Consider the following 20,804-nt stretch of genomic DNA (forward strand, 5'->3'; position numbering starts at 1 on the left):
TACAATAGAGAGAAGTCATTTTTAGACTAGAAATAGGAGAAAACATGAAAAAATTATGCTTATCTATCCTTGCTAGCCTAGCCCTTACACTGGGACTAGTTAGCCAGGTCCAAGCTGACGAATATTTACGCATCGGGATGGAGGCAGCTTACGCCCCCTTCAACTGGACCCAAGACGATGATAGTAACGGTGCTGTCAAAATTGACGGTACCAACCAATATGCCAATGGCTACGATGTCCAAATCGCTAAAAAGATTGCCAAAGATCTAGGTAAGGAACCTTTGGTGGTGAAAACCAAATGGGAGGGACTTGTTCCTGCTCTTACTTCTGGCAAAATCGATATGATCATTGCAGGTATGAGCCCAACAGCTGAACGTAAACAAGAAATTGCCTTTTCAAGCAGTTACTATACCAGTGAACCTGTTCTATTGGTCAAAAAGGACTCCGCCTATGCCAATGCCAAATCTTTAAACGACTTTAGCGGAGCAAAAATCACGTCTCAACAAGGCGTTTACCTTTATGACCTGATTTCCCAAATTCCAGGTGCCAAAAAAGAAACTGCTATGGGCGACTTCGCTCAGATGCGCCAAGCTCTGGAAGCCGGTGTCATTGATGCCTATGTTTCTGAACGACCTGAAGCACTGACCGCTGAGTCTGCCAACTCCAAATTCAAGATGGTCCAGCTTGACAAGGGCTTTGAAACCGGAGAAGAAGACACCGCTATTGCAATTGGTCTTCGCAAAGACGATAGTCGCATCAGCCAAATCAATGCCAGCATTGAAACCATTTCTAAGGACGAACAAGTAGCCCTCATGGATCGGATGATCAAAGAGCAACCAGTGGAGGCGACAACAACGGAGGAAGAAAGCAGCTTCTTTAGTCAAGTCGCTAAAATTCTTTCTGAAAACTGGCAACAACTCTTGCGTGGTGCTGGTATCACACTCTTGATCTCCATTATCGGGACCATCGCAGGGCTTATTATCGGGCTTGCAATCGGAGTCTTCCGTACAGCTCCTCTATCTGAAAACAAGGCCATCTATGGCTTGCAAAAACTACTTGGCTGGATTCTCAATGTCTATATTGAAATTTTCCGTGGTACGCCTATGATCGTTCAATCTATGGTTATCTACTATGGTACAGCACAAGCCTTTGGAATCAATCTCGATCGCACACATGCAGCTATCTTCATCGTTTCAATCAACACTGGTGCCTATATGACAGAAATCGTCCGTGGAGGTATCCTAGCAGTTGATAAGGGACAGTTTGAAGCCGCAACTGCTCTTGGTATGACCCATAATCAGACCATGCGCAAGGTTGTCCTCCCTCAAGTCGTTCGCAATATCTTACCTGCTACTGGTAATGAGTTTGTCATCAATATCAAGGATACGTCTGTACTGAATGTTATCTCTGTTGTGGAACTCTACTTCTCTGGAAATACCGTGGCAACTCAAACTTATCAATACTTCCAGACATTTACAATCATCGCCGTGATTTACTTTGTCCTCACCTTCACCGTAACGCGTATCCTACGCTTCATCGAACGCCGTATGGACATGGATACCTATACTACAGGTGCTAACCAAATGCAAACGGAGGATTTGAAATAATGACACAACCAATCCTTGAAATCAAACACCTCAAAAAATCCTATGGGCAAAACGAAGTGCTAAAAGACATTTCTCTCACCGTCCATAAAGGAGAGGTTATTTCCATCATCGGAAGCTCAGGAAGTGGAAAATCAACCTTCCTTCGTTCGATCAATTTACTAGAAACGCCTACAGAGGGAGAGATTCTCTATCGAGGAGAAAACGTCTTAGAAAAAGGCTATAACCTCACCCATTATCGTGAAAAACTCGGCATGGTTTTTCAATCCTTCAATCTCTTTGAAAACCTCGATGTTCTCGAAAATACGATCGTCGCCCAAACGACTGTCCTTAAACGAGAACGCTCTGAAGCTGAAAAAATTGCCAAAGAAAATCTTGAAAAAGTTGGCATGGGAGAACGCTATTGGCAAGCCAAACCAAAACAACTCTCTGGTGGCCAGAAGCAACGTGTGGCCATCGCACGCGCCCTCTCCATAAATCCTGACGCCATCCTTTTCGACGAACCAACATCTGCCCTTGACCCAGAAATGGTCGGTGAAGTCCTTAAAATCATGCAAGACCTGGCTCAAGAAGGCCTGACTATGATCGTCGTCACCCACGAAATGGAGTTCGCCCGCGATGTCTCACACCGTGTCATCTTTATGGATAAGGGCCTCATCGCTGAAGAAGGCAAACCAGAAGACCTCTTCACAAACCCTAAAGAAGAGCGGACACGAGAATTTCTTCAGCGCTATCTCAAATAACAAACAAAGACTGCATAAAATATGTAGTCTTTTTACTAACTCTTTTCAAAACAAAAGACAGATCCACTTTAAGAATCTGCCTGTAAGCCTAGTTTAATCTTCAAATTTTTCATGATTCTTGTCATAAAAATCAATCAAACCTAGGGCTGTTTCAAATGAAATATTTTTCACTTTTGCACGACCTTGTGCCAAAGCAATAATTGACATTTCACGTGCATTTGTTTCCTTAGAGATACGGTAACCTGTGATTTTCTTATCACGAACCCAGCCAACAACTGATTCTACTTTTTCAAAGTTTGATTTAGCCATGTTCTTCTCCTATTTTGTTCTTTACGATACTGAAATATATCCATTCTTTTAGGATTATCCACAAAAAAACATCTACTTATTGAAAACAAATAATGAATTGTTATTACTTAGCTTTTAAAGCTGATAATATGCTTGTCCGTATATCTTCAACTCCATCAGGATTTGCTGGTAGGAAGATGGTGTTATTGCCCTTATTGTCTGCGAAATTATTCAAAGTATCTAAATACTGATTTGTTAATAGAATAGACATAATCTGGGCTTCCGTGAGTTCAACATTGGCTCCTTTTAATTCTTGAATAGAATCAGCAAGTCCGTCAACAATAGCCTTACGCTGTTCTGCAATCCCTACCCCGTGTAGACGATCTTTTTCTGCCTCTGCTTCCGCCGCTGTCACAATCTTAATCTTATCTGCTTCTGCAAGTTCTTGCGCAGCGACTCTCTTACGTTGGGCAGCATTGATTTCATTCATTGATTGTTTAACTTCAGCGTCAGGCTCAACCTTCGTAATCAATGTTTTTACAATGATGTAACCATATGTAGACATTTCTTCTGCTACTTGCTTTTGAACTTCTAATGCAATTTCATCTTTTTTCTCAAATAGTTCATCCAAGGTCAATTTAGGTACAGACGAACGCAAGGCATCCTCAATATAGGATTTGATTTGAGCTTCTGGTCTCATTAGTTTATAGTAAGCATCTGTGACATTGTTCTCATTCACTCGATACTGAGTCGCCACATTCATGGTCACAAAGACGTTATCCTGCGTTTTTGTTTCCACGACGATCTCACTTTGCAATAGACGCAATTGCACCCTGGCCGCAATTCTATCAATTCCAAAAGGTGCTCGTACATGAATACCACTATTACTCAACTTTTGGTATTTACCAAAACGCTCGATAATAGCGACAGACTGTTGTCGTACCACATACACAGAGCTGACAATAATCGCTGATGCAATCAGCACTAGAATAAAGAGAACAAGTAAAACATGTAAAACCATGGGAATCTCCCCCTTTCGTCACCATCATTATAGCATCATTATAGGAAATTGGCAAATAATATGATAGCAAATTTATTTTAGACTAGCATATTATACAAGGTCTCATTTCCGTTCAGATTGATATAAGATGGGTCAAACTTTTCCATCCGATGAATCAAGCCAGCATAATCATGCTTATCAGCAAGAGCAATCCCAATCAAGACCGGCCCTGTCCCCTTGCTGGCCCGTTTGATATACTCAAAACGAGTGATGTCATCATTTGGTCCCAAGATGTCATTTACAAACTCACGAAGAGCCCCTGGACGTTGTGGGAAGTTTACGACAAAATAATGCTTGATACCATCGTAAATCAAGGCACGTTCTTCCATCTCTGGCATACGGTTAATATCGTTATTGCCCCCAGAAATGATACAGCAAATCGTCTTGCCTTTGATATAGTCTGATAGAACTTCCAAGGCTGCAATGCTGGCCGCTCCAGCAGGTTCGGCGACAATTCCTTGCTTGGAATAAAGATCAATCAAGGTCTCCGAAATCAAACCCTCATCTACTCCAATAAGAGTTTCAACATTCTGACGAGTTGCTTCATAAGTCAACTGCCCAACTTTCTGCACAGCTATGCCATCAGCAAATTTGTCAATTTCTTTGAGTTTAACTGGTCCTCCAGCTTCAAAGGCTGCCTTCATCGAACGGGCACCATTGGCTTCTACACCAATTACTTCGATAGCGGGATTGGTTTCTTTGATATAGGTAGAAACCCCTGCAATCAGTCCGCCACCACCTACCGGAACTAGTACTGTATCAAAATCAATAGACTCTTTACGGGCTTCTTCAAGAATTTCGTAGGCCACAGTCCCTTGACCGGCCTGTACATGCGCATCATCAAAAGGATCGATAAAGGTTCTATTTTCTGAAACGGTAAATTCTTGTGCTGCCTTAGCAGAAGCATCAAAGGTATCCCCAACCAACTTGATTGTCACAAACTCTCCACCAAAAAAGCGAACCTGTCCAATCTTTTGTTGCGGTGTTGTGATGGGCATAAAGATCGTTGCAGGAATCTTCATCTCCTTACAAGTGTAGGCGACACCTTGAGCGTGATTCCCCGCTGATGCACAAACCACACCACGCTCACGTTCTTCTTTTGATAGTTGAGAAATGGCATAATAGGCTCCACGAATTTTAAAAGAGCGAACTCGTTGCGCATTTTCCTTTTTCAGATAAATCTTAGCACCATATTTCTCCGATAAATAATGATCATATTCCAGTGGTGTATTGACTACTACACCACTTAAAACTTTGTGGGCTTTCACCACATCTTTTGCACTTAGCATGTCTCCTCCTCAAATACTTTACAAGGTAAAAAGCGAGTTAGGTACCCCCCAACTCGCCTTCTGTTTTTATTCTAAGAATTAGTTATAGATTTTGAAAGCATCGTCGTCGTTTTTACCAACGAATGGCATTGCTTTACGTAGTTCTGCACCAACTTTTTCAATTTCAAGGTTAGCTGCTTGTTCACGGTAAGCAGTGAGTTTTGGACGACCAGCCTTGTAGTCATTTACAAAGTCATTTGCAAATGTACCATTTTGGATGTCTGCCAAAACAGCTTTCATGTTTTCTTTAACTTGCTCAGTAATCACACGTGGACCTGATACATAGTCACCGTATTCAGCAGTGTTTGAAATAGATTGACGCATTTTCTTGAATCCACCTTCATAAATCAAGTCAACGATCAATTTCATTTCGTGAAGAACTTCAAAGTAAGCCAATTCTGGGGCATAGCCTGCTTCTGTCAATACTTCAAAACCTGCTTCGATAAGGGCAGTCAAACCACCACAAAGTACAGCTTGTTCACCAAACAAATCTTCTTCAGTTTCTTCTTTATAAGTTGTTTCAAGCAAACCAACACGAGCTGCTCCAACACCTTTACACCAGTCCATGGCAATGTTTTTTGCATTTCCTGTTGCATCTTGGTAGACTGCATAAAGAGCTGGAACACCAAATCCTTCTTCATAAGTACGGCGCACCAAGTGTCCTGGCCCTTTAGGAGCACACATGAAGACATCTACATCTGCAGGAACTTTGATAAATTCAAAGTGAATGTTGAAACCATGAGCAAATCCAACTGCATTTCCAGCTTCCAAGTTTGGAGCGATTTCTGCTTCGTACAATTCTTGTTGGATTTCGTCTGGTGCCAAGATCATGATAACGTCAGCCAATTTAGTTGCTTCTGCTACTGTGTAAGTGTCAAATCCGTCTTCTTTTGCTTTGTCAAAAGATTTACCTGGACGCACACCGATGATGACATCTCGACCTGAGTCACGCAAGTTTTGCGCATGCGCATGTCCTTGTGAACCATAACCGATAACGGCGATTTTTTTACCGTCAAGCGCTGCTACTTTAACATCTTTTTCATATTCCATTTGAACTGCCATAGTTTTTCTCTCTTTTCTATTTTTTATTGCCTTAGAGGGGCTGGTTTAACAAATTTAAGTAGGATTTTTAATCGCGGGTAAATCCAGTCGCACCCGTACGAGCGATATTTTTAATACCATATGGTCGAATCACTCGCAATAAAGCTTCACTCTTTTCAGCGTTTCCCGTCATCTGGATAGTGATTGAGCTTGGAGCCACATCTACTACCGTTGCACGGAAGGGTTGAATAATGGCCAAGATTTCTGCACGCTTCTCAGCAGGAGCAGATACCTTCACCAAGATAACTTCTCTTTCCAAGTGTGGTTTATCTGTAATATCACGAATGCGAATCACATCAATCTGACGATTGAGCTGTTTAATGATTTGCTCTACTTCATCATGAGAAGCCACATCAATAATGATAGTAATACGAGATACATTGGGGTCTTCTGTCGAACCAACTGAGATACTCTCAATATTGACTTGACGACGAGAAAGGACACCTGTAAAACGATTCAAAACTCCTGAACGATTTTGTAGTTTTGCTGTTAACATTCTACGCATGGAACTTCACCCCCAACATCTCATGATTGCTCTTACCGGCTGGTACCATTGGTAAAACCTGTTCCTTACGAGAAATATCCACCTCGATAAACATGGGCACATCCTCCAGAATGACTTCTAAATCCTTCTCTATCGTCTCTGGATTATCAAATTTATAGTTTTTGATGCCGTAAGCCTGTGCCATCAGCTGGAAGTCAGGGAGAGTGTCAAAGACTGACTCAGAAGTTCTACCCTCATAGAAGGATTCCTGCCACTGGCGAACCATTCCTAGTGAGTGATTGTTCAACATCACGACCTTAATCGGCACCTTGTAGATGTTTAGGATAGCTAGTTCTTGGTTGGTCATTTGGAAACCACCGTCACCGACAAAAAGGATAACTTCTTTTTCTGGATTGGCAATCTTGGCTCCGATAGCCGCAGGAACTCCGAATCCCATGGTACCCAAACCTCCCGAAGTGACTAACTGACGCTCATTTTGGTAAGGATAATACTGAGCTGTCCACATTTGATGTTGCCCTACGTCTGTGACAACAATGGCATCTCCATTTGTCAACTCGCCGATGCGTTCGATAACGGCCTGCGGTTGAACCACACGTTCTTTCTTATCATAAGAACGAACTCGATTCTTATCCTTGGTGACTTTTTCAATCCACTTTTCAGTATTGTTATGAACAGTTGGTTCTGCCAGTAGCATCTGCAAGGCTTTCTTAGCATCCCCCACTACAGGAATATCTGCACTGATAATCTTACCAATCTCAGCTGGGTCAACGTCGATATGGGCAACCTTAGCATTTTTAGCAAAGGTCTTAGGATTTCCAGTTAAGCGGTCATCGAAACGGCAACCAATACTAATCATAAAGTCTGCTTCAGTCATCGCAATATTGGCCGCGAAAGAACCATGCATTCCTCCCATTCCAAGAAAGAGCGGATGGCTAGTCGCAATCGTACCTTGTCCTAAAAGACTGGTGACTACTGGAATTTGGTAACGTTCAGCAAATTCATTGAGCTCCTTAGAAGCTTCTGCATAGCTGATACCACCGCCTGCTAACAAAACAGGTTTTTTAGCCTTTGACAATTGTTTCAAGATTTTCTTGATTTGCATGTCGTTTGGTTCTATCGTCGGTTGATAACTCGGTAAATGTACTTCTGGTGAATAGATAAAATCTGTCTCTAAGGCAGATACATCCTTTGGCAAGTCGATCACAACTGGCCCTGGGCGACCTGTGGTCGCGATATGGACAGCTTCGGTAATGATACGTGGAATGTCAGCTGTCTCACGGACTTGGTAATTGTACTTGGTAATGGGCATGGTAATACCGACAATATCCGCCTCCTGAAAGGCATCCTTCCCAATCCCAGCTCGCGCAACCTGACCTGTAAAGACCAAAAGGGGAACGCTATCGCTCATGGCGTCTGCAATCCCTGTAATGGCATTCGTTGCTCCTGGTCCACTTGTGACGACTGCGACACCCAACTTTCCAGTTGATTTGGCATAACCTTCAGCTTCATGCAAACAGCCTTGTTCATGGCGACCCAAGATGTGGCGAATGCCTTTGAAATTATAAATCGCATCATATAAAGGCAAGACAGCCCCACCAGGATAACCAAATATGGTATCAATTCCTAAACCACGGAGGGTTTCCAAAACTAGATCCGATCCCGTCTTAGGAGCGTCTAAACTGATTTTCTCCATTGTTCCCCTTTCTCTTCTCTTAAAAATAGCTTGTTACTATCATACCATTTTTTCAAAAATTTTCAAGGCAAAAGAAGCAATTTTCTGAATTTTCTATCTAAACGTGTTTTTATGAATGTTTTTCCTATTTTTATAAATATGAATAGGGAATTGAACGATTTTATTACTGCCAAATTTAGTTTAGGGTATATTTTTCTAACCTTCCTTGATATAGAATATAAAAAGGAAGCCACTAAGTGACTTCCTTCTAGAGTGAGGACTGATTAGTCTTCACCTTTATTTTTCTTAATGATTTCTTCTTGTACTGACTTAGGTACATCTTCGTAGTGGTCAAATACCATCATGAAGGTACCACGTCCTTGAGATGCTGAACGAAGAACAGTTGCGTAACCAAACATTTCAGCAAGTGGAACGTAAGCACGTACGATTTGACTGTTACCGTGTGCTTCCATACCATCAACACGTCCACGACGAGCAGTTACGTGACCCATAACATCACCAAGGTTTTCTTCAGGAACAGTGATGGTTACAAGCATCATTGGCTCAAGGATAGCTGGTTGTGCAGTCTTAGCAGCTTCTTTAAGAGCAAGTGAAGCCGCGATCTTGAAGGCAGTTTCAGATGAGTCGACATCGTGGTATGAACCATCGTAAAGCTTAGCTTTAACGTCAACCATTGGGTAACCAGCAAGAACACCGTTAGCCATAGATTCTACCAAACCTTTTTCAACCGCTGGGATAAATTCACGAGGAACCACACCACCGACGATTGCGTTTTCGAATTCGAATCCTTTTCCTTCTTCGTTTGGAGTAAATTCAATCCATACATCACCGAATTGACCTTTACCACCAGACTGACGTTTGAAGAATCCACGTGCTTGAGTAGAAGCGCGGAATGTTTCACGGTAAGATACTTGAGGAGCACCTACGTTTGCTTCCACTTTGAACTCACGACGCATACGGTCAACAAGGACGTCAAGGTGAAGTTCACCCATACCTGAGATAACTGTTTCACCAGTTTCAACGTTTGTTTCAACGCGGAATGTTGGATCTTCTTCAGCCAATTTTTGAAGGGCGATACCCATCTTGTCTTGGTCAGCTTTAGATTTTGGCTCAACCATCAATTGGATAACCGGTTCTGGAACATTGATTGACTCAAGGATGATTTTAGCTTTTTCATCTGTCAATGAGTCACCAGTTGTAGTATCTTTCAAACCAACGGCAGCAGCGATATCACCTGAGTAAACAGTGTCAATTTCTTGACGGCTGTTAGCGTGCATTTGAAGGATACGTCCGATACGTTCACGTTTACCTTTAGAAGTGTTCAATACATAAGAACCTGATTGAAGAACACCTGAGTATACACGGAAGAATGTCAAACGACCTACGAATGGGTCAGTCATAATCTTGAAGGCAAGAGCTGCAAATGGCTCTTCATCAGATGCTGGACGAGTTTCTTCTTCGTCTGTATCTGGGTTGATACCTTTGATTGCTGGGATATCAAGCGGGCTTGGAAGGTAGTCGATAACCGCATCAAGCATCAATTGAACACCTTTGTTCTTGAAGGCTGATCCACATAATACTGGGAAGAATTCAACGTTGATAGTCGCTTTACGGATACCAGCTTTCAATTCTTCGTTAGTGATTTCTTCACCTTCAAGGTATTTCATCATCAATTCTTCGTCAGTTTCAGCAACTGCTTCGATCAATTTTTCACGGTATTCTTGAGCTTGGTCAAGGTATTCAGCTGGAATATCTTCTTCAAGGATATCTGTACCAAGGTCGTTAGTATAGATTTCAGCTTTCATCTTGATCAAGTCGATGATACCACGGAAGTCATCTTCAGCACCGATTGGCAATTGGATTGGGTGTGCGTTTGCTTGAAGACGGTCGTGAAGTGTGCTTACAGAGTAAAGGAAGTCAGCACCGATTTTGTCCATTTTGTTGGCAAATACGATACGTGGAACTCCGTACTCAGTTGCTTGACGCCAAACTGTTTCAGTTTGAGGCTCAACACCTGATTGTGAGTCAAGAACAGTAACCGCACCGTCCAATACACGAAGAGAACGTTGTACTTCGATTGTGAAGTCCACGTGTCCTGGTGTGTCGATGATGTTTACGCGGTGGTTGTTCCATTGAGCTGTTGTCGCAGCAGATGTGATAGTGATACCACGTTCTTGCTCTTGCTCCATCCAGTCCATTTGTGACGCACCTTCGTGAGTTTCACCGATTTTGTGGATTTTACCAGTGTAGTAAAGAATACGCTCAGTAGTTGTTGTTTTACCGGCATCGACGTGAGCCATGATACCGATATTACGAGTTTTTTCAAGTGAAAATTCGCGTGCCATGAGGTTAGTTTCTCCTATTTTTTATTTTACAATCTATTATAACATTATTTAGAAAAAACGGATAGGCAGGACCTACCCGTTCTCAATGTTTATCTTGTTTTTGTTGGTTTCAACTTACGAGATGGTAAGTTGAATTGAACTCGGGCTAAAAGCTTAAGTTAGCTGAGTTGAACTCAAGCTAAAAGTCTGGAGAAAAAGATGAATCTCATTGGTTGCAATCGCAACCTACTTCGATTCCCTATTTTCTCTGGGACTTTCTTAACGCTTTCGTATCCTATCTTACCAACGGAAGTGTGCGAAGGCACGGTTAGCTTCAGCCATACGGTGAGTGTCTTCACGTTTCTTAACAGCTGCACCAGTGTTATTCGCAGCATCCAAGATTTCTTTCGCAAGACGGTCTTGCATTGTGTGTTCACCACGAAGGCGAGCGATTGTTACCAACCAACGAAGTCCAAGTGTTGTACGACGTTCTGGACGAACTTCAACTGGGACTTGGTAGTTAGATCCACCAACACGACGTGCACGTACTTCAAGTACAGGCATGATATTTTCCATAGCTGTTTCAAATACTTCAAGTGCATCGTTACCAGTAGCTTCTTTGATTTGCTCAAAAGCACCGTAAACGATTGAAGCAGCTGTACCACGTTTACCATCAAGCATAACGCGGTTGATAAGACGAGTAACTAATTGTGAATTGTAAAGCGGATCTGGCAATACGTCACGTTTTGGAGCTCTATTTTTACGACTCATTTCTCTTTATCCCCTTTCCTTATGCTTTTGGACGTTTAGTACCGTATTTAGAACGGCCTTGTTTACGATCGTTAACACCTGCAGTATCAAGTGCACCACGTACGATATGGTAACGTACCCCTGGAAGGTCTTTTACACGTCCACCGCGAAGAAGCACCACGCTGTGCTCTTGCAAGTTGTGTCCGATACCTGGGATGTAGGCAGTAACTTCGATAAGGTTGCTCAAACGTACACGAGCGAATTTACGAAGGGCTGAGTTAGGTTTTTTAGGTGTCATTGTTCCAACACGAGTTGCAACACCACGTTTTTGTGGTGAAGAAACGTTTGTTTGAACTTTTTTATGACTGTTGTAACCAACGTTCAAAGCTGGTGATTTAGATTTTTCTACTTTTGATTTACGCGGTTTGCGAACCAATTGGTTAATTGTAGGCATCTACATTCTCCTGTGTTTTTTTATTTTTGGTGATGATACACTTGGTGACAGCTACCATCTGTGTGTACTTTTGCAACATTTGTCAGCACGTCCCTGTACACTTTTGAGAGACCAAAAGTAAAAAGTACCGTCTATTATTGTAACACATTTTTTCTTTCCTTGTCAATATTTTTTTCGTTTTTATTCTGATCTTTTAAGTCTTCAAAACAAGCTCTTACCGCTTTTCTAAACCAGAAAAGGAGGCAAAATTGCCTCCTACTTTCTGGTATGGATTTCCTTCAATTAAACATTCGTTTGAGATGTTTTTAGCATTCTTATCAAAGCCAACCAGACTCTTTTGCAATATTGGCTGCCTCTGTTCGATTACCAGCATCTAGTTTTGAAAGAATATTGGTGACATAGTTTCGGACGGTTCCATTTGATAGATAAAGCTGATCCGCGATTTCTTGATTAGACAAGCCCTGAGCGATTCCCTTTAAAACAGCTATTTCTTGCTCTGTTAACGGATTGGGGTGCGTCATTACCACTTCCATCAATTCAGGCGAATATTCCTTGCGTCCTTCGAGAACAGTGTGCAAGGTTTGCATGAGGTCTGCAATGCTCCTTTCTTTCAAGACATATGCATCTACTCCAGCCTTGATTGCACGTTCAAAATAGCCAGGGCGCTTGAAGGTCGTCACGACGACTACCTTAGTTTCTAGCTTTTCTGCTCGTATCCACTCCAAGACTTCAAGGCCAGTCTTAACAGGCATTTCTACGTCAAGAATTGCGATATCTACTGTCTCTTTTTCTAAAAATCGGATTGCTTCTTGGCCATCCTTGGCTTGTAGGACGGACTCCACATCTGGTTGAAAGGTAAGCAACTGGCACATAGCATCTCGCAACATACTTTGATCTTCTGCAACAAGTAGTTTCATCTTAGTTTCTCTCCTTATAAGGTAGTCGAACCTGCACTTCCGTCGGCTGTTTCTGACTGATCACCTTTACTTCTCCTGAAAATGGAAGGACACGATCGCGGACTGTATGAAGTTCATCCCCGTTTAGAGAAGCAAAGCCACAGCCATCATCTCTCACTGTTAGAATGAGTTCTTTCTCTGTTCGTTCTAATTTCAAGTAGGCTTTCGACGCTTTGGCATGTTTGATGATGTTGGTCACTAACTCAAGTAAAATCATGGAGGCCGTTGATTCTAATTCCTGAGTTAGGCTAACTGTATCTAGTTGATTAGCTATTTCCACCTCAATTCCAGCAATTTCTAACATCTTTTTCACAGTCTCTAATTCTGATGTCAAAGTTCTAGACTTAAGATTTTCCACAATGGTTCGAACTTCACGCATTGATTCTTTGCTAATTTGCTGTATTTCTCTTAATTCCTTTTCCACCTGTGGATAAGCCTGCATCTGTAATAACTGTAATGCTAAATCTGTCTTGACACTCAGCATAGCAAAGGTGTGACCTAGACTGTCATGAAGATCCTGACCGATACGGCTGCGTTCATTTTCAGCCAAGAAAAGATTAAGCTTGGCATTTTGCTTTCTCTTTTCTTCCTTTAATTCTTCTGTCATCCGAATTCGATAGAGACCAAAGGTAAAAGCATCAGAAAAGACAAAAGTCACCAAGAAAAAGAGCAATTGCCAAGGACTAACATGATTGACCATATAAATCCCGGTTAAAATCAATGGCTGCAAGACAACAAAACTGACAAAACGCCAAGAGTGAAGAGAAATCTCATCCAGCTCATAAATGAGGAGGTTAGATAAATAAAAGATAAACCATGTGAAACCCGAATTCAGCCAAACCGATGTATAAAAAATGTAGGCAATCATGACCCACCAAGCCAGCCACTGCACGGTGCGGTTTTGACTTAATAAAATCGAATAGAAGGCTAGGACAAATAATAATGTCCAGAACAAGGTTAAAAGCGGGTACTCTCCACTGATGACACCCGCTATAGGAAAGATGATAAACACTAATGAAATATGAAACATATAATGAGTGTTTTTTAATTTTTCCAACATAGATTTATTTTACCTCGATCCGTTTTTTCAGTTGGATTACCAATACACCAAAGAAAACTGTATAACCTAGTACAACCAAGGCAGCAAGAATATTAAATTCGTGGTGCTCCAAATAGGAAGAGACGACCTGCATCAGTTGATAGGTTGGGGTCAGTTTTCCAATGGATTGGAGCCATTCTGGGAAGGAACTCAAAGGGAACCACAGTCCACCTAGGACAGCCAAAGCAATATAGGCAATATTTCCAACAACCGTCATCAGTTGAGCACTGGGAAGCAAGCTCACCAAGACACCCATACTGATAAAGACCACGCTTCCGACCAGCAAAATAGCACCAATTACCAGCCAGTCAAGCCAAGGTAGCGTAACTCCACGGACAAAATGACCTACTGAAAAGACAACTATAATTGATAACAAGAAAGTTAGCAGAGTGCTGAACAGTTTTGCTACATAATATTCTACCATAGATACGGGAGAATGTTGAATCAATTTTTGCCAGTTGTTTGTCTTATCAGACTCGAGTGTGCTTGGGACACTGAAAAAAGCACTTGACATGATACTAAAGAGCGTCATGGCAAAGAGATAGGCTTGAAGAGCAATTTCTGGAATATCTGACCCTGACATCATACCAGAAAAGATAAGGTAAAACACACTTGGAAGTCCGATGGATAGCAAGTAGTAGACTGCTTGCCGTTTCATCAGAATGATTTCCACTTTCATGAGACTTGTCATATTTTTCATCGTCAATCTCCTTTAGTCTTGAGTCGTTTCGAAGATACTGTCTAAGAGAGTTCGATTGCGAACTTCAATTTCTTCGATCATGCAGCCCTGTTCTTGCAAGACTTTCCATACCTGGCTGGCTTCTTTGGTGGTGAAGGAAAGAGCATTTTGCTTGATTTCAATCTCTTGAACTTGGTCTAAAGTTCTGATAACTTCCTGATAAGTTAGAGGCACGGTAAAGTGTTTTTCTTGTTCTTCACCACGCATGGCATAAGGCGTCGTATCGCGAATCAATTCTCCCTTATGGAGCACCAAAATGCGGTCAGCCGTATGTTCTACCTCTTCGATATAGTGAGAAGAGTAGACAATGGTGACACCATTTTTCTTTAACCGATTGACAATTTCCCAAAAATGCTGACGTGTCGACGTATCCATGGCAGCAGTTGGCTCGTCTAAAAATAGAATTTCCGGACGACCTATTAAAGTCAACACGAAAGAGAACAAGCGTTTTTGCCCACCAGACAACTTGCCCGCTAGCTGATTTTTCTGCTTGTCTGAGAATCTTAACAGATCATCAATTTCTTTGTCTGAAAGGCTGTCGGGATAAAGTGACTTGAAAAATGATAGAAGTTCTTTCACCTTCAAGCTTTGAACAACTGCATTTTCTTGAGGCAAGACAGAAACAAGCTTCTTTAATCGAGGATCTGTTGGTGCAAAGCCTTGAATGCCTATCTGACCTGAGCTCATGAACTTGTCGCCCAAGAGGCAATCAATCAAGGTTGTCTTCCCTGCTCCGTTAGGTCCGATCAAGGCGACACATTCACCATCGTTGATTTCAAAAGAGATGTTTCGCAAGATCTCCTTGTCTTTTATTTTCTTACTCAATTTCTCAACTTTAATCACAGTCATGAGATTCTCCTTTCAACCACTTCATTCCCATAGGGAAAACAATGAAAATCATAAATCCACCCCCCAAAGCACCACGAATAAATTGGCGAAGCAAGGTTTGGTCAAACCAACCAGTAAACATTTCCACTAACCATACCAAGAGTGACAGGCCGATAAAGAAATAGATGATTGCCTTTTTCATTCCTTAAACTCCTTTTTCACATCTCTGACTAATTTCAAACCTTCTCTGACGAGCCAAGACAGCATTCCAAAGCAAGCAAATAGCTCCCAAGGAAAATGATAGAAGCCCTCGTCCAATCCTGAAAACATGAGATAGGTCATAACTCCTGCTGCTACCAAACTCACTGCGACAATCATTTTATTTTTCATTTCTACTTCCTCCAGTTTCTACTTCAATTATAGTCTTTTGAAGTTAGCGGAGCTAGATGCTTCTGTCACTAGGAAATATGACAAATGTCATAAAAAAAGAAAGTTGAAAAATCAACTTTCTTATTCAACGATATTTTTATACAGCAGAGGTTGTACTCTCTTCTTTGAAACCTTCAACTTTTAATCCAGCGATGAAAATATTAGGTTTTTTAATATCTTCTACATCCTCCAGAAGATCCTTAAAATAATAAGTATTTTTAATCTTATCTACATTTGCCTTTTCAAAATCAAGACTAAGTATCGCTTTCCAGTTTTTGTCTTCTGTGACAAAATAGTCCATAGAAACCCCTGGCTCATCTTTAATTTCTAAATATTCTGGACTAGTAACCATTTCCCCACGCAGAAGAGCTTGCAATTCCTCTACACTCACTTCGGCAGGGATTTCATTTCCAAAATCACCCATCAGTTCCATCGTAAATTGTTTGACAACATCTGTGTAAACAACCGTTATACGAGCATCGGTATCTGCGACTTTTCCTACAAAGACTTTGGTCGTTTCCTTGATTTCTTCTTTTACCTGACTGGCCTGACTAGATGAATCAACCGAACTTGCTGTACTACTTGACTCTGTTGTTGCGGTGTTGGTTTGACCACAGCCAGCAAGAGCAAGTAACGCTGCAAAAATCAATCCTAAAACTTTCTTCATAAATCTCCTATTCCACACTAAAAAGATATGGATATACAGGTTGTTGACCTTGGTGAATCTCTACTTCAACATCTTCAAATTCTTCTGCGATTTCTTGAGCAATTTCATTGGCAAGTTCTTCGCTTCCGTCTTCGCCGACATAGAAAGTCACAATTTCACTATCTTCGTCCAACATATGTTTCAAAGTTTCAGTCAAGGTTTGGTGCATGTCAGGGTTTGACACAAGGATTTTGCCATCTACCATACCAAGATTGTCGTTTTCATGAATTTCCAAGCCATCGATAGTTGTGTCACGAACGGCAGTAGTTACACTTCCGCTGATGACATCACCGAGGGCTGCAGTCATATGTTCTTTGTTTTCTTCGATTGATTTGCTTGGGTCAAAGGCAAGCAGACTCGTCAATCCTTGAGGAAGAGTACGAGCTTCTACCACAACAGCTGGTTGATCTAACACCTCTGCGGCAGATTGAGCTGCCATGAAGATATTTTTGTTGTTTGGCAAGAAGATGATGTTGCGAGCATTGACTTGCTCAACAGCCTTGATAAAGTCTTCTGTCGAAGGGTTCATGGTTTGTCCACCTTCAATGACATAATCCACACCTTGGGCACGGAAGATATCTGCCAAGCCTTGACCTGCTACTACTGCGATAAGGGCATATTCCTTTTCTTCAGCTGGCTTGCTGACTTGAGCTTCTTTTTCTACTTGTGCTTCGTGTTGGTTGCGCATGTTGTCCACTTTAACCTTGACCAAGCTACCATATTTAAGCCCTTCTTGCATAACAAGACCTGGATCTTCGGTATGGACGTGAACTTTGACAATCTCATCATCGTTGACAACAAGGAGCGAGTCCCCAAGTTCATTCAAGTAGTTACGGAATTCATCATAGTCAAAGTCCTTAGAATAAGTTGGGCCTTGTTTGAGAGCAACCATGATCTCCGTACAGTAACCAAAAGTGATATCTTCTGTTGCGACATGTCCAGCAACTGACTTATGGTGTTCAGCATTGATCATTTCACCCATGTTGGCAGGAGTTGCTACAAAGTCCTCAGAAGCGCTGTATTCACCAGTGAGTGCTGAAAGGAAACCTTCATAGATGAAGACCAAACCTTGACCACCAGAGTCCACGACACCAACCTCTTTCAAGACTGGGAGCATATCAGGAGTCTTAGCCAGAGCTCTCTTAGCACCTTCCAAGGCTGCACGCATGACCTCAACGGCATCATCTGTTTGCTCAGCTTTTTTCTTGGCACCGATAGCCGCTCCACGAGAAACTGTCAAAATAGTTCCTTCGACTGGTTTCATAACTGCCTTGTAAGCTACTTCGACACCAGATTGGAAAGCAAGGGCCAAGTCTTGACCTGTTAACTCGTCTTTATCTTTGATAGCTTGGGAGAAGCCACGGAAAAGTTGAGACGTGATAACTCCTGAGTTTCCACGCGCACCCATCAAGAGCCCCTTAGCAAGAATGCTCGCCACTTCTCCGACTGTAGAAGCTGGCTTGTCTGCTACTTCTTTGGCACCATTCTCGATGGTCATCCCCATGTTTGTCCCAGTATCTCCATCTGGAACTGGAAAGACGTTTAATGAATTGACATATTCAGCTTGCTTATTCAAACGAGTTGATGCAGCCTGCACCATCTCTTGAAATAAGCTGGTAGTAATTTTTGACACGATTATTCTCCTACAACTTTGATATTTTGAATGTAGACATTCACAGTCTGAGCAGTGATTCCTAGTTGGTTTTCCAAACTAAAACGAACACGCTCTTGGATGTTTTTTGAGACTTCACTAATCTTTGTTCCGTAGCTCAAGACGGTATAAACATCAACTGCAATACTGCCATCTTCGGCGGCCTTCACGACAACACCTTTTGCATAATTTTCCTTACCAAGAAGGGCTTGGAAATTGTCTTTGAGGGCATTTTTACTAGCCATACCGACCACACCAAAAATTTCAGTTGCGGCACCACCTACTACGGTTGCAATCACTTCATCTGTCAGTTCGATTTGACCATCTTTTGTATTAATTTTTACAGTCATTTTTTTTACCTCAACTAGTTGATACTCTATTTTATCATATTTCAGCCCAAGTGTAAAAGCAGAATGCTGTATCGGCGGATATTTACTCTATTTTTCAAATGATTTTATCCTTAGAGCAAAAGAAAAAGACCTAAGCGGTCTTTTCATTTTTATTAAACGCGTTCAACTTTACCTGATTTCAAAGCACGAGCTGAAGCCCAAACTTTTTTAGGTTTACCATCGATAAGAACAGTAACTTTTTGAAGGTTTGGTTTTACGGCACGTTTTGTTTGGTTCATCGCGTGTGAACGGTTGTTTCCTGATACAGTCTTACGACCTGTAAAGTAACATACTTTAGCCATTGTGTTTTCCTCCTATTAGATCTAATATAGCGGATGTGCTAGCACCACATACCGTACTATGTTATCACACTTTCTTGAATTTATCAAGGGCCTAAACTATTTTTTTATTTAACGTAAACAACTCCAAGTTTACCAAAAGCGACTTCCCCACGGATAATCAAGGTTTTGTTTGTTGGCGCTACAGGAGCATCTGCCTTAGCTGCACCAAAGGAGGTTTCTACTTTCAAATCAACACGCCAGTGTTGTGGGACATAGACAGTTGCATTACCAAAAGCCACTTCGATATTCAAAGTAGCAAAATCACCTAACATCTCAGCGTTATCATAGTAGATTTTTGCATCTCCAAAAGCGACTTCAACTTGGTCATCTACAAAATCTTGATCTTGTTTATAAAAGGTTCCACTACCAAAAGCGACTTCCTTATCCGTGACGACTGTTCGTTCACCGTTGTACCACCATTTTTTGCCATACCAAAACTTACTTGAGTGAGTGAGATAGCCAACTCCTAGCACTGCTAAGACACTAGCCCAAAACAAAGACTGGTTTGGGATTGGCAAAATGTTATAAAAATGATTCGCAATCATTAAGGCTACTAGAGCGGTAAAAACTGCTGATGTTAGATGACGACGAAGCAAAGCTTCAACTGATTGGTAAGCAAAAAAGGCGATACCTAGCAAAGGCCATATCTTACCATCCAAAGAAGGAATGCCAAAATTTCCTTGCAGCAAGATCCAAGCTGCTAGAACCAATAAAACAATACCAAATGCTTTCTTTTTCATGTTTTTTACCTCATGTTTCTTAGATTTTCTTTTAGGAGGGATTGGTAATGTCGTGAGACATGAACCTCCTTGTGCGTCTGATAAAAGGAAATGGTGCCCGTTCCTGAAAAGGACTTGTCCACTGAGTAAATCTGACGGATGTTTGCGATAGTTGACTTGGACACTCGACTAAAATAACGAGGCAAGATGGACTCCAACTCATAAAGTTTGAGACGAACTTCATAGGCTTCCTTCTGGTTATGAGCGTAGATCTTGCTCCCTTCTGTTTCAAAGAAGAGAATTTCTGACAGGTCTAGATAATATTCACCTGTCCCCTTGTAAAAAGTCAACCTCGGAGCCTTTGACTCTTGCAAAAGTCGTTGCAAGTCTGCAATTTCATCTGTCAAAGTGGGTGTCTTGATGACAATTTCAGTCTCCTCTAAATTGCCGTCAATCTCAATTCGTAACTTCATCACATCTCCTTTCTGACTCTACTATATCAAAGCTAAGTTAGGAATACAAGGGCAAAAAAGCAAGTGGTCAATTTGAAGCAGTAAGTGGTTGTAGGACTAGCTTAACTTACATGTCAGAATAGGAAGAAAAGGAATCCCCACACCAGACCACAAGCATAGCCAACCAAGACATCCTTGGGATAATGAACACCCCCTAAAACCCTCACCAACCCCAACAAAGCTGAAAAGAGCAAGCATATCAATCCAACAGGTAGACTAGCATGCAGACAGGCCATGGAGATGATAGTTGCCGAAAAAACATGGCGACTGGGCATCGACTGTCCCGAACTATCCTTTTCAAGAAGGGGACGGATGTCCCAAGTTTCATAAGGTCGCGGGTGATTGATTTTCTTACGAAAAAGAGACAAGATCACAAAACCTGATGCAGGAATAAGCACATAAACCCCAACTTGCTTCCCAAGTCCTAATTGCAGATAAGTGGTGACTAGCAAGGTCAGATAGACCATAGGCATGGCGACTGTCATCAAACGATTGAAACTGCGTAATAGAAATAAAAGGGTGGGATAGCTGGTGAGTCTGGAGCTGATATTTAGATACCATTCTTGATAATTTTTCATTTATAAT

Annotated in this window: 24 protein-coding genes; 2 read left to right on the forward strand and 22 right to left on the reverse strand. The window is 41.7% G+C overall.

Annotation, left to right across the window (positions count from 1 at the left end; translation table 11 throughout):
* Positions 1–44 precede the first annotated feature (44 nt).
* Both BLS46_RS07850 and BLS46_RS07855 read left to right on the forward strand, forming a co-directional pair.
* Entirely contained in the window at positions 45–1,607 is a 1,563-nt protein-coding gene (locus tag BLS46_RS07850; protein ID WP_093586784.1) for an ABC transporter substrate-binding protein/permease, read from the forward strand.
* Positions 1,607–2,347 (forward strand): amino acid ABC transporter ATP-binding protein, encoded by a 741-nt coding sequence (locus BLS46_RS07855; RefSeq protein ID WP_093586786.1) that lies wholly within the window; start codon positions 1,607–1,609, stop codon positions 2,345–2,347. The genes BLS46_RS07850 and BLS46_RS07855 overlap by 1 nt, the downstream gene beginning before the upstream one ends.
* 93 nt (positions 2,348–2,440) lie before the next feature.
* On the opposite strand, the gene BLS46_RS07860 is transcribed toward BLS46_RS07855, so the two are convergent.
* The 22 genes from BLS46_RS07860 to BLS46_RS07970 all read right to left on the reverse strand — a co-directional run bounded on the left by BLS46_RS07860 (position 2,441) and on the right by BLS46_RS07970 (position 20,797).
* Complete coding sequence (locus BLS46_RS07860; RefSeq protein WP_001130035.1) at positions 2,441–2,656, reverse strand: capsule biosynthesis transcriptional regulator; 216 nt, start codon at positions 2,654–2,656, stop codon at positions 2,441–2,443.
* A gap of 103 nt (positions 2,657–2,759) precedes the next feature.
* On the reverse strand, positions 2,760–3,656 hold the full coding sequence (locus BLS46_RS07865; RefSeq protein ID WP_084974060.1) for an SPFH domain-containing protein: 897 nt from the start codon (positions 3,654–3,656) through the stop codon (positions 2,760–2,762).
* Positions 3,657–3,733: 77 nt separating this feature from the next.
* On the reverse strand, positions 3,734–4,984 hold the full coding sequence (gene ilvA / locus BLS46_RS07870) for a threonine ammonia-lyase IlvA (RefSeq protein WP_093586788.1): 1,251 nt from the start codon (positions 4,982–4,984) through the stop codon (positions 3,734–3,736).
* A 78-nt stretch (positions 4,985–5,062) separates the two neighbouring features.
* Positions 5,063–6,085: a ketol-acid reductoisomerase gene (ilvC, locus tag BLS46_RS07875; RefSeq protein ID WP_000290685.1), complete on the reverse strand. Its 1,023-nt coding sequence runs from the start codon at positions 6,083–6,085 to the stop codon at positions 5,063–5,065.
* 67 nt (positions 6,086–6,152) lie between these two features.
* Positions 6,153–6,629: an acetolactate synthase small subunit gene (gene ilvN, locus BLS46_RS07880; protein WP_093586790.1), complete on the reverse strand. Its 477-nt coding sequence runs from the start codon at positions 6,627–6,629 to the stop codon at positions 6,153–6,155.
* The gene (locus BLS46_RS07885; RefSeq protein WP_093586792.1) at positions 6,622–8,322 is read right to left on the reverse strand and encodes an acetolactate synthase large subunit; all 1,701 of its coding nucleotides are present in this window, start codon (positions 8,320–8,322) and stop codon (positions 6,622–6,624) included. Before BLS46_RS07885 ends, ilvN begins: the two co-directional genes overlap by 8 nt.
* Before the next feature lie 263 nt (positions 8,323–8,585).
* On the reverse strand, positions 8,586–10,667 hold the full coding sequence (fusA, locus tag BLS46_RS07890) for an elongation factor G (RefSeq protein ID WP_000090331.1): 2,082 nt from the start codon (positions 10,665–10,667) through the stop codon (positions 8,586–8,588).
* Between the two features lie 279 nt (positions 10,668–10,946).
* On the reverse strand, positions 10,947–11,417 hold the full coding sequence (gene rpsG, locus BLS46_RS07895) for a 30S ribosomal protein S7 (protein WP_000087873.1): 471 nt from the start codon (positions 11,415–11,417) through the stop codon (positions 10,947–10,949).
* 19 nt (positions 11,418–11,436) lie between these two features.
* Positions 11,437–11,850 (reverse strand): 30S ribosomal protein S12, encoded by a 414-nt coding sequence (gene rpsL / locus BLS46_RS07900; protein WP_001142332.1) that lies wholly within the window; start codon positions 11,848–11,850, stop codon positions 11,437–11,439.
* A 317-nt stretch (positions 11,851–12,167) separates the two neighbouring features.
* Complete coding sequence (locus BLS46_RS07910) at positions 12,168–12,767, reverse strand: response regulator transcription factor (RefSeq protein ID WP_093586794.1); 600 nt, start codon at positions 12,765–12,767, stop codon at positions 12,168–12,170.
* A 1-nt stretch (position 12,768) separates the two neighbouring features.
* Complete coding sequence (locus BLS46_RS07915) at positions 12,769–13,866, reverse strand: sensor histidine kinase (protein WP_093586796.1); 1,098 nt, start codon at positions 13,864–13,866, stop codon at positions 12,769–12,771.
* Positions 13,867–13,870: 4 nt separating this feature from the next.
* Complete coding sequence (locus tag BLS46_RS07920) at positions 13,871–14,605, reverse strand: ABC transporter permease (protein WP_093586798.1); 735 nt, start codon at positions 14,603–14,605, stop codon at positions 13,871–13,873.
* A gap of 12 nt (positions 14,606–14,617) precedes the next feature.
* On the reverse strand, positions 14,618–15,493 hold the full coding sequence (locus BLS46_RS07925; RefSeq protein WP_093586800.1) for an ABC transporter ATP-binding protein: 876 nt from the start codon (positions 15,491–15,493) through the stop codon (positions 14,618–14,620).
* The gene (locus BLS46_RS07930; protein ID WP_093586802.1) at positions 15,480–15,674 is read right to left on the reverse strand and encodes a hypothetical protein; all 195 of its coding nucleotides are present in this window, start codon (positions 15,672–15,674) and stop codon (positions 15,480–15,482) included. Before BLS46_RS07930 ends, BLS46_RS07925 begins: the two co-directional genes overlap by 14 nt.
* A complete protein-coding gene (locus BLS46_RS07935; RefSeq protein ID WP_180364074.1) occupies positions 15,671–15,877 on the reverse strand; it encodes a hypothetical protein in 207 nt (68 codons plus the stop codon). The genes BLS46_RS07930 and BLS46_RS07935 overlap by 4 nt, the downstream gene beginning before the upstream one ends.
* Before the next feature lie 121 nt (positions 15,878–15,998).
* Complete coding sequence (locus BLS46_RS07940; protein ID WP_093586806.1) at positions 15,999–16,568, reverse strand: SP0191 family lipoprotein; 570 nt, start codon at positions 16,566–16,568, stop codon at positions 15,999–16,001.
* 7 nt (positions 16,569–16,575) lie between these two features.
* Positions 16,576–18,240 carry a DAK2 domain-containing protein gene (locus BLS46_RS07945; protein ID WP_093586808.1) on the reverse strand — a complete coding sequence of 555 codons (1,665 nt, stop codon included), beginning with the start codon at positions 18,238–18,240 and terminating at the stop codon, positions 16,576–16,578.
* 2 nt (positions 18,241–18,242) lie between these two features.
* Complete coding sequence (locus BLS46_RS07950) at positions 18,243–18,608, reverse strand: Asp23/Gls24 family envelope stress response protein (protein WP_061454007.1); 366 nt, start codon at positions 18,606–18,608, stop codon at positions 18,243–18,245.
* Positions 18,609–18,760: 152 nt separating this feature from the next.
* Positions 18,761–18,949, reverse strand: coding sequence for a 50S ribosomal protein L28 (gene rpmB, locus BLS46_RS07955; RefSeq protein WP_001140948.1), 189 nt, complete (start codon positions 18,947–18,949; stop codon positions 18,761–18,763).
* Between the two features lie 104 nt (positions 18,950–19,053).
* Positions 19,054–19,728, reverse strand: a complete 675-nt coding sequence (locus BLS46_RS07960) for a LiaF transmembrane domain-containing protein (RefSeq protein ID WP_093586810.1) — start codon at positions 19,726–19,728, stop codon at positions 19,054–19,056.
* A gap of 5 nt (positions 19,729–19,733) precedes the next feature.
* A complete protein-coding gene (locus tag BLS46_RS07965; RefSeq protein WP_000776591.1) occupies positions 19,734–20,180 on the reverse strand; it encodes a LytTR family DNA-binding domain-containing protein in 447 nt (148 codons plus the stop codon).
* 113 nt (positions 20,181–20,293) lie between these two features.
* Positions 20,294–20,797: a phosphatase PAP2 family protein gene (locus BLS46_RS07970; protein WP_093586812.1), complete on the reverse strand. Its 504-nt coding sequence runs from the start codon at positions 20,795–20,797 to the stop codon at positions 20,294–20,296.
* Positions 20,798–20,804 lie beyond the last annotated feature (7 nt).

The sequence above is a fragment of the Streptococcus sp. NLAE-zl-C503 genome (assembly GCF_900104285.1).
Classification (GTDB): Bacteria; Bacillota; Bacilli; order Lactobacillales; family Streptococcaceae; genus Streptococcus.

What these genes read in the sequence shown, in the direction of transcription:
- BLS46_RS07920 (WP_093586798.1), bottom strand. Translation starts at nt 14,605, where the DNA reads ATGAAAAATATGACAAGTCTCATGAAAGTGGAAATCATTCTGATGAAA.
- BLS46_RS07915 (WP_093586796.1), bottom strand. Translation starts at nt 13,866, where the DNA reads ATGTTGGAAAAATTAAAAAACACTCATTATATGTTTCATATTTCATTA.
- ilvC (WP_000290685.1), bottom strand. Translation starts at nt 6,085, where the DNA reads ATGGCAGTTCAAATGGAATATGAAAAAGATGTTAAAGTAGCAGCGCTT.
- BLS46_RS07965 (WP_000776591.1), bottom strand. Translation starts at nt 20,180, where the DNA reads ATGAAGTTACGAATTGAGATTGACGGCAATTTAGAGGAGACTGAAATT.
- BLS46_RS07940 (WP_093586806.1), bottom strand. Translation starts at nt 16,568, where the DNA reads ATGAAGAAAGTTTTAGGATTGATTTTTGCAGCGTTACTTGCTCTTGCT.
- BLS46_RS07885 (WP_093586792.1), bottom strand. Translation starts at nt 8,322, where the DNA reads ATGGAGAAAATCAGTTTAGACGCTCCTAAGACGGGATCGGATCTAGTT.
- BLS46_RS07865 (WP_084974060.1), bottom strand. Translation starts at nt 3,656, where the DNA reads ATGGTTTTACATGTTTTACTTGTTCTCTTTATTCTAGTGCTGATTGCA.
- BLS46_RS07910 (WP_093586794.1), bottom strand. Translation starts at nt 12,767, where the DNA reads ATGAAACTACTTGTTGCAGAAGATCAAAGTATGTTGCGAGATGCTATG.
- BLS46_RS07970 (WP_093586812.1), bottom strand. Translation starts at nt 20,797, where the DNA reads ATGAAAAATTATCAAGAATGGTATCTAAATATCAGCTCCAGACTCACC.
- rpsL (WP_001142332.1), bottom strand. Translation starts at nt 11,850, where the DNA reads ATGCCTACAATTAACCAATTGGTTCGCAAACCGCGTAAATCAAAAGTA.
- ilvN (WP_093586790.1), bottom strand. Translation starts at nt 6,629, where the DNA reads ATGCGTAGAATGTTAACAGCAAAACTACAAAATCGTTCAGGAGTTTTG.
- BLS46_RS07930 (WP_093586802.1), bottom strand. Translation starts at nt 15,674, where the DNA reads ATGAAAAAGGCAATCATCTATTTCTTTATCGGCCTGTCACTCTTGGTA.
- rpmB (WP_001140948.1), bottom strand. Translation starts at nt 18,949, where the DNA reads ATGGCTAAAGTATGTTACTTTACAGGTCGTAAGACTGTATCAGGAAAC.
- BLS46_RS07855 (WP_093586786.1), top strand. Translation starts at nt 1,607, where the DNA reads ATGACACAACCAATCCTTGAAATCAAACACCTCAAAAAATCCTATGGG.
- ilvA (WP_093586788.1), bottom strand. Translation starts at nt 4,984, where the DNA reads ATGCTAAGTGCAAAAGATGTGGTGAAAGCCCACAAAGTTTTAAGTGGT.
- BLS46_RS07925 (WP_093586800.1), bottom strand. Translation starts at nt 15,493, where the DNA reads ATGACTGTGATTAAAGTTGAGAAATTGAGTAAGAAAATAAAAGACAAG.
- BLS46_RS07960 (WP_093586810.1), bottom strand. Translation starts at nt 19,728, where the DNA reads ATGAAAAAGAAAGCATTTGGTATTGTTTTATTGGTTCTAGCAGCTTGG.
- BLS46_RS07860 (WP_001130035.1), bottom strand. Translation starts at nt 2,656, where the DNA reads ATGGCTAAATCAAACTTTGAAAAAGTAGAATCAGTTGTTGGCTGGGTT.
- BLS46_RS07950 (WP_061454007.1), bottom strand. Translation starts at nt 18,608, where the DNA reads ATGACTGTAAAAATTAATACAAAAGATGGTCAAATCGAACTGACAGAT.
- fusA (WP_000090331.1), bottom strand. Translation starts at nt 10,667, where the DNA reads ATGGCACGCGAATTTTCACTTGAAAAAACTCGTAATATCGGTATCATG.
- BLS46_RS07850 (WP_093586784.1), top strand. Translation starts at nt 45, where the DNA reads ATGAAAAAATTATGCTTATCTATCCTTGCTAGCCTAGCCCTTACACTG.
- rpsG (WP_000087873.1), bottom strand. Translation starts at nt 11,417, where the DNA reads ATGAGTCGTAAAAATAGAGCTCCAAAACGTGACGTATTGCCAGATCCG.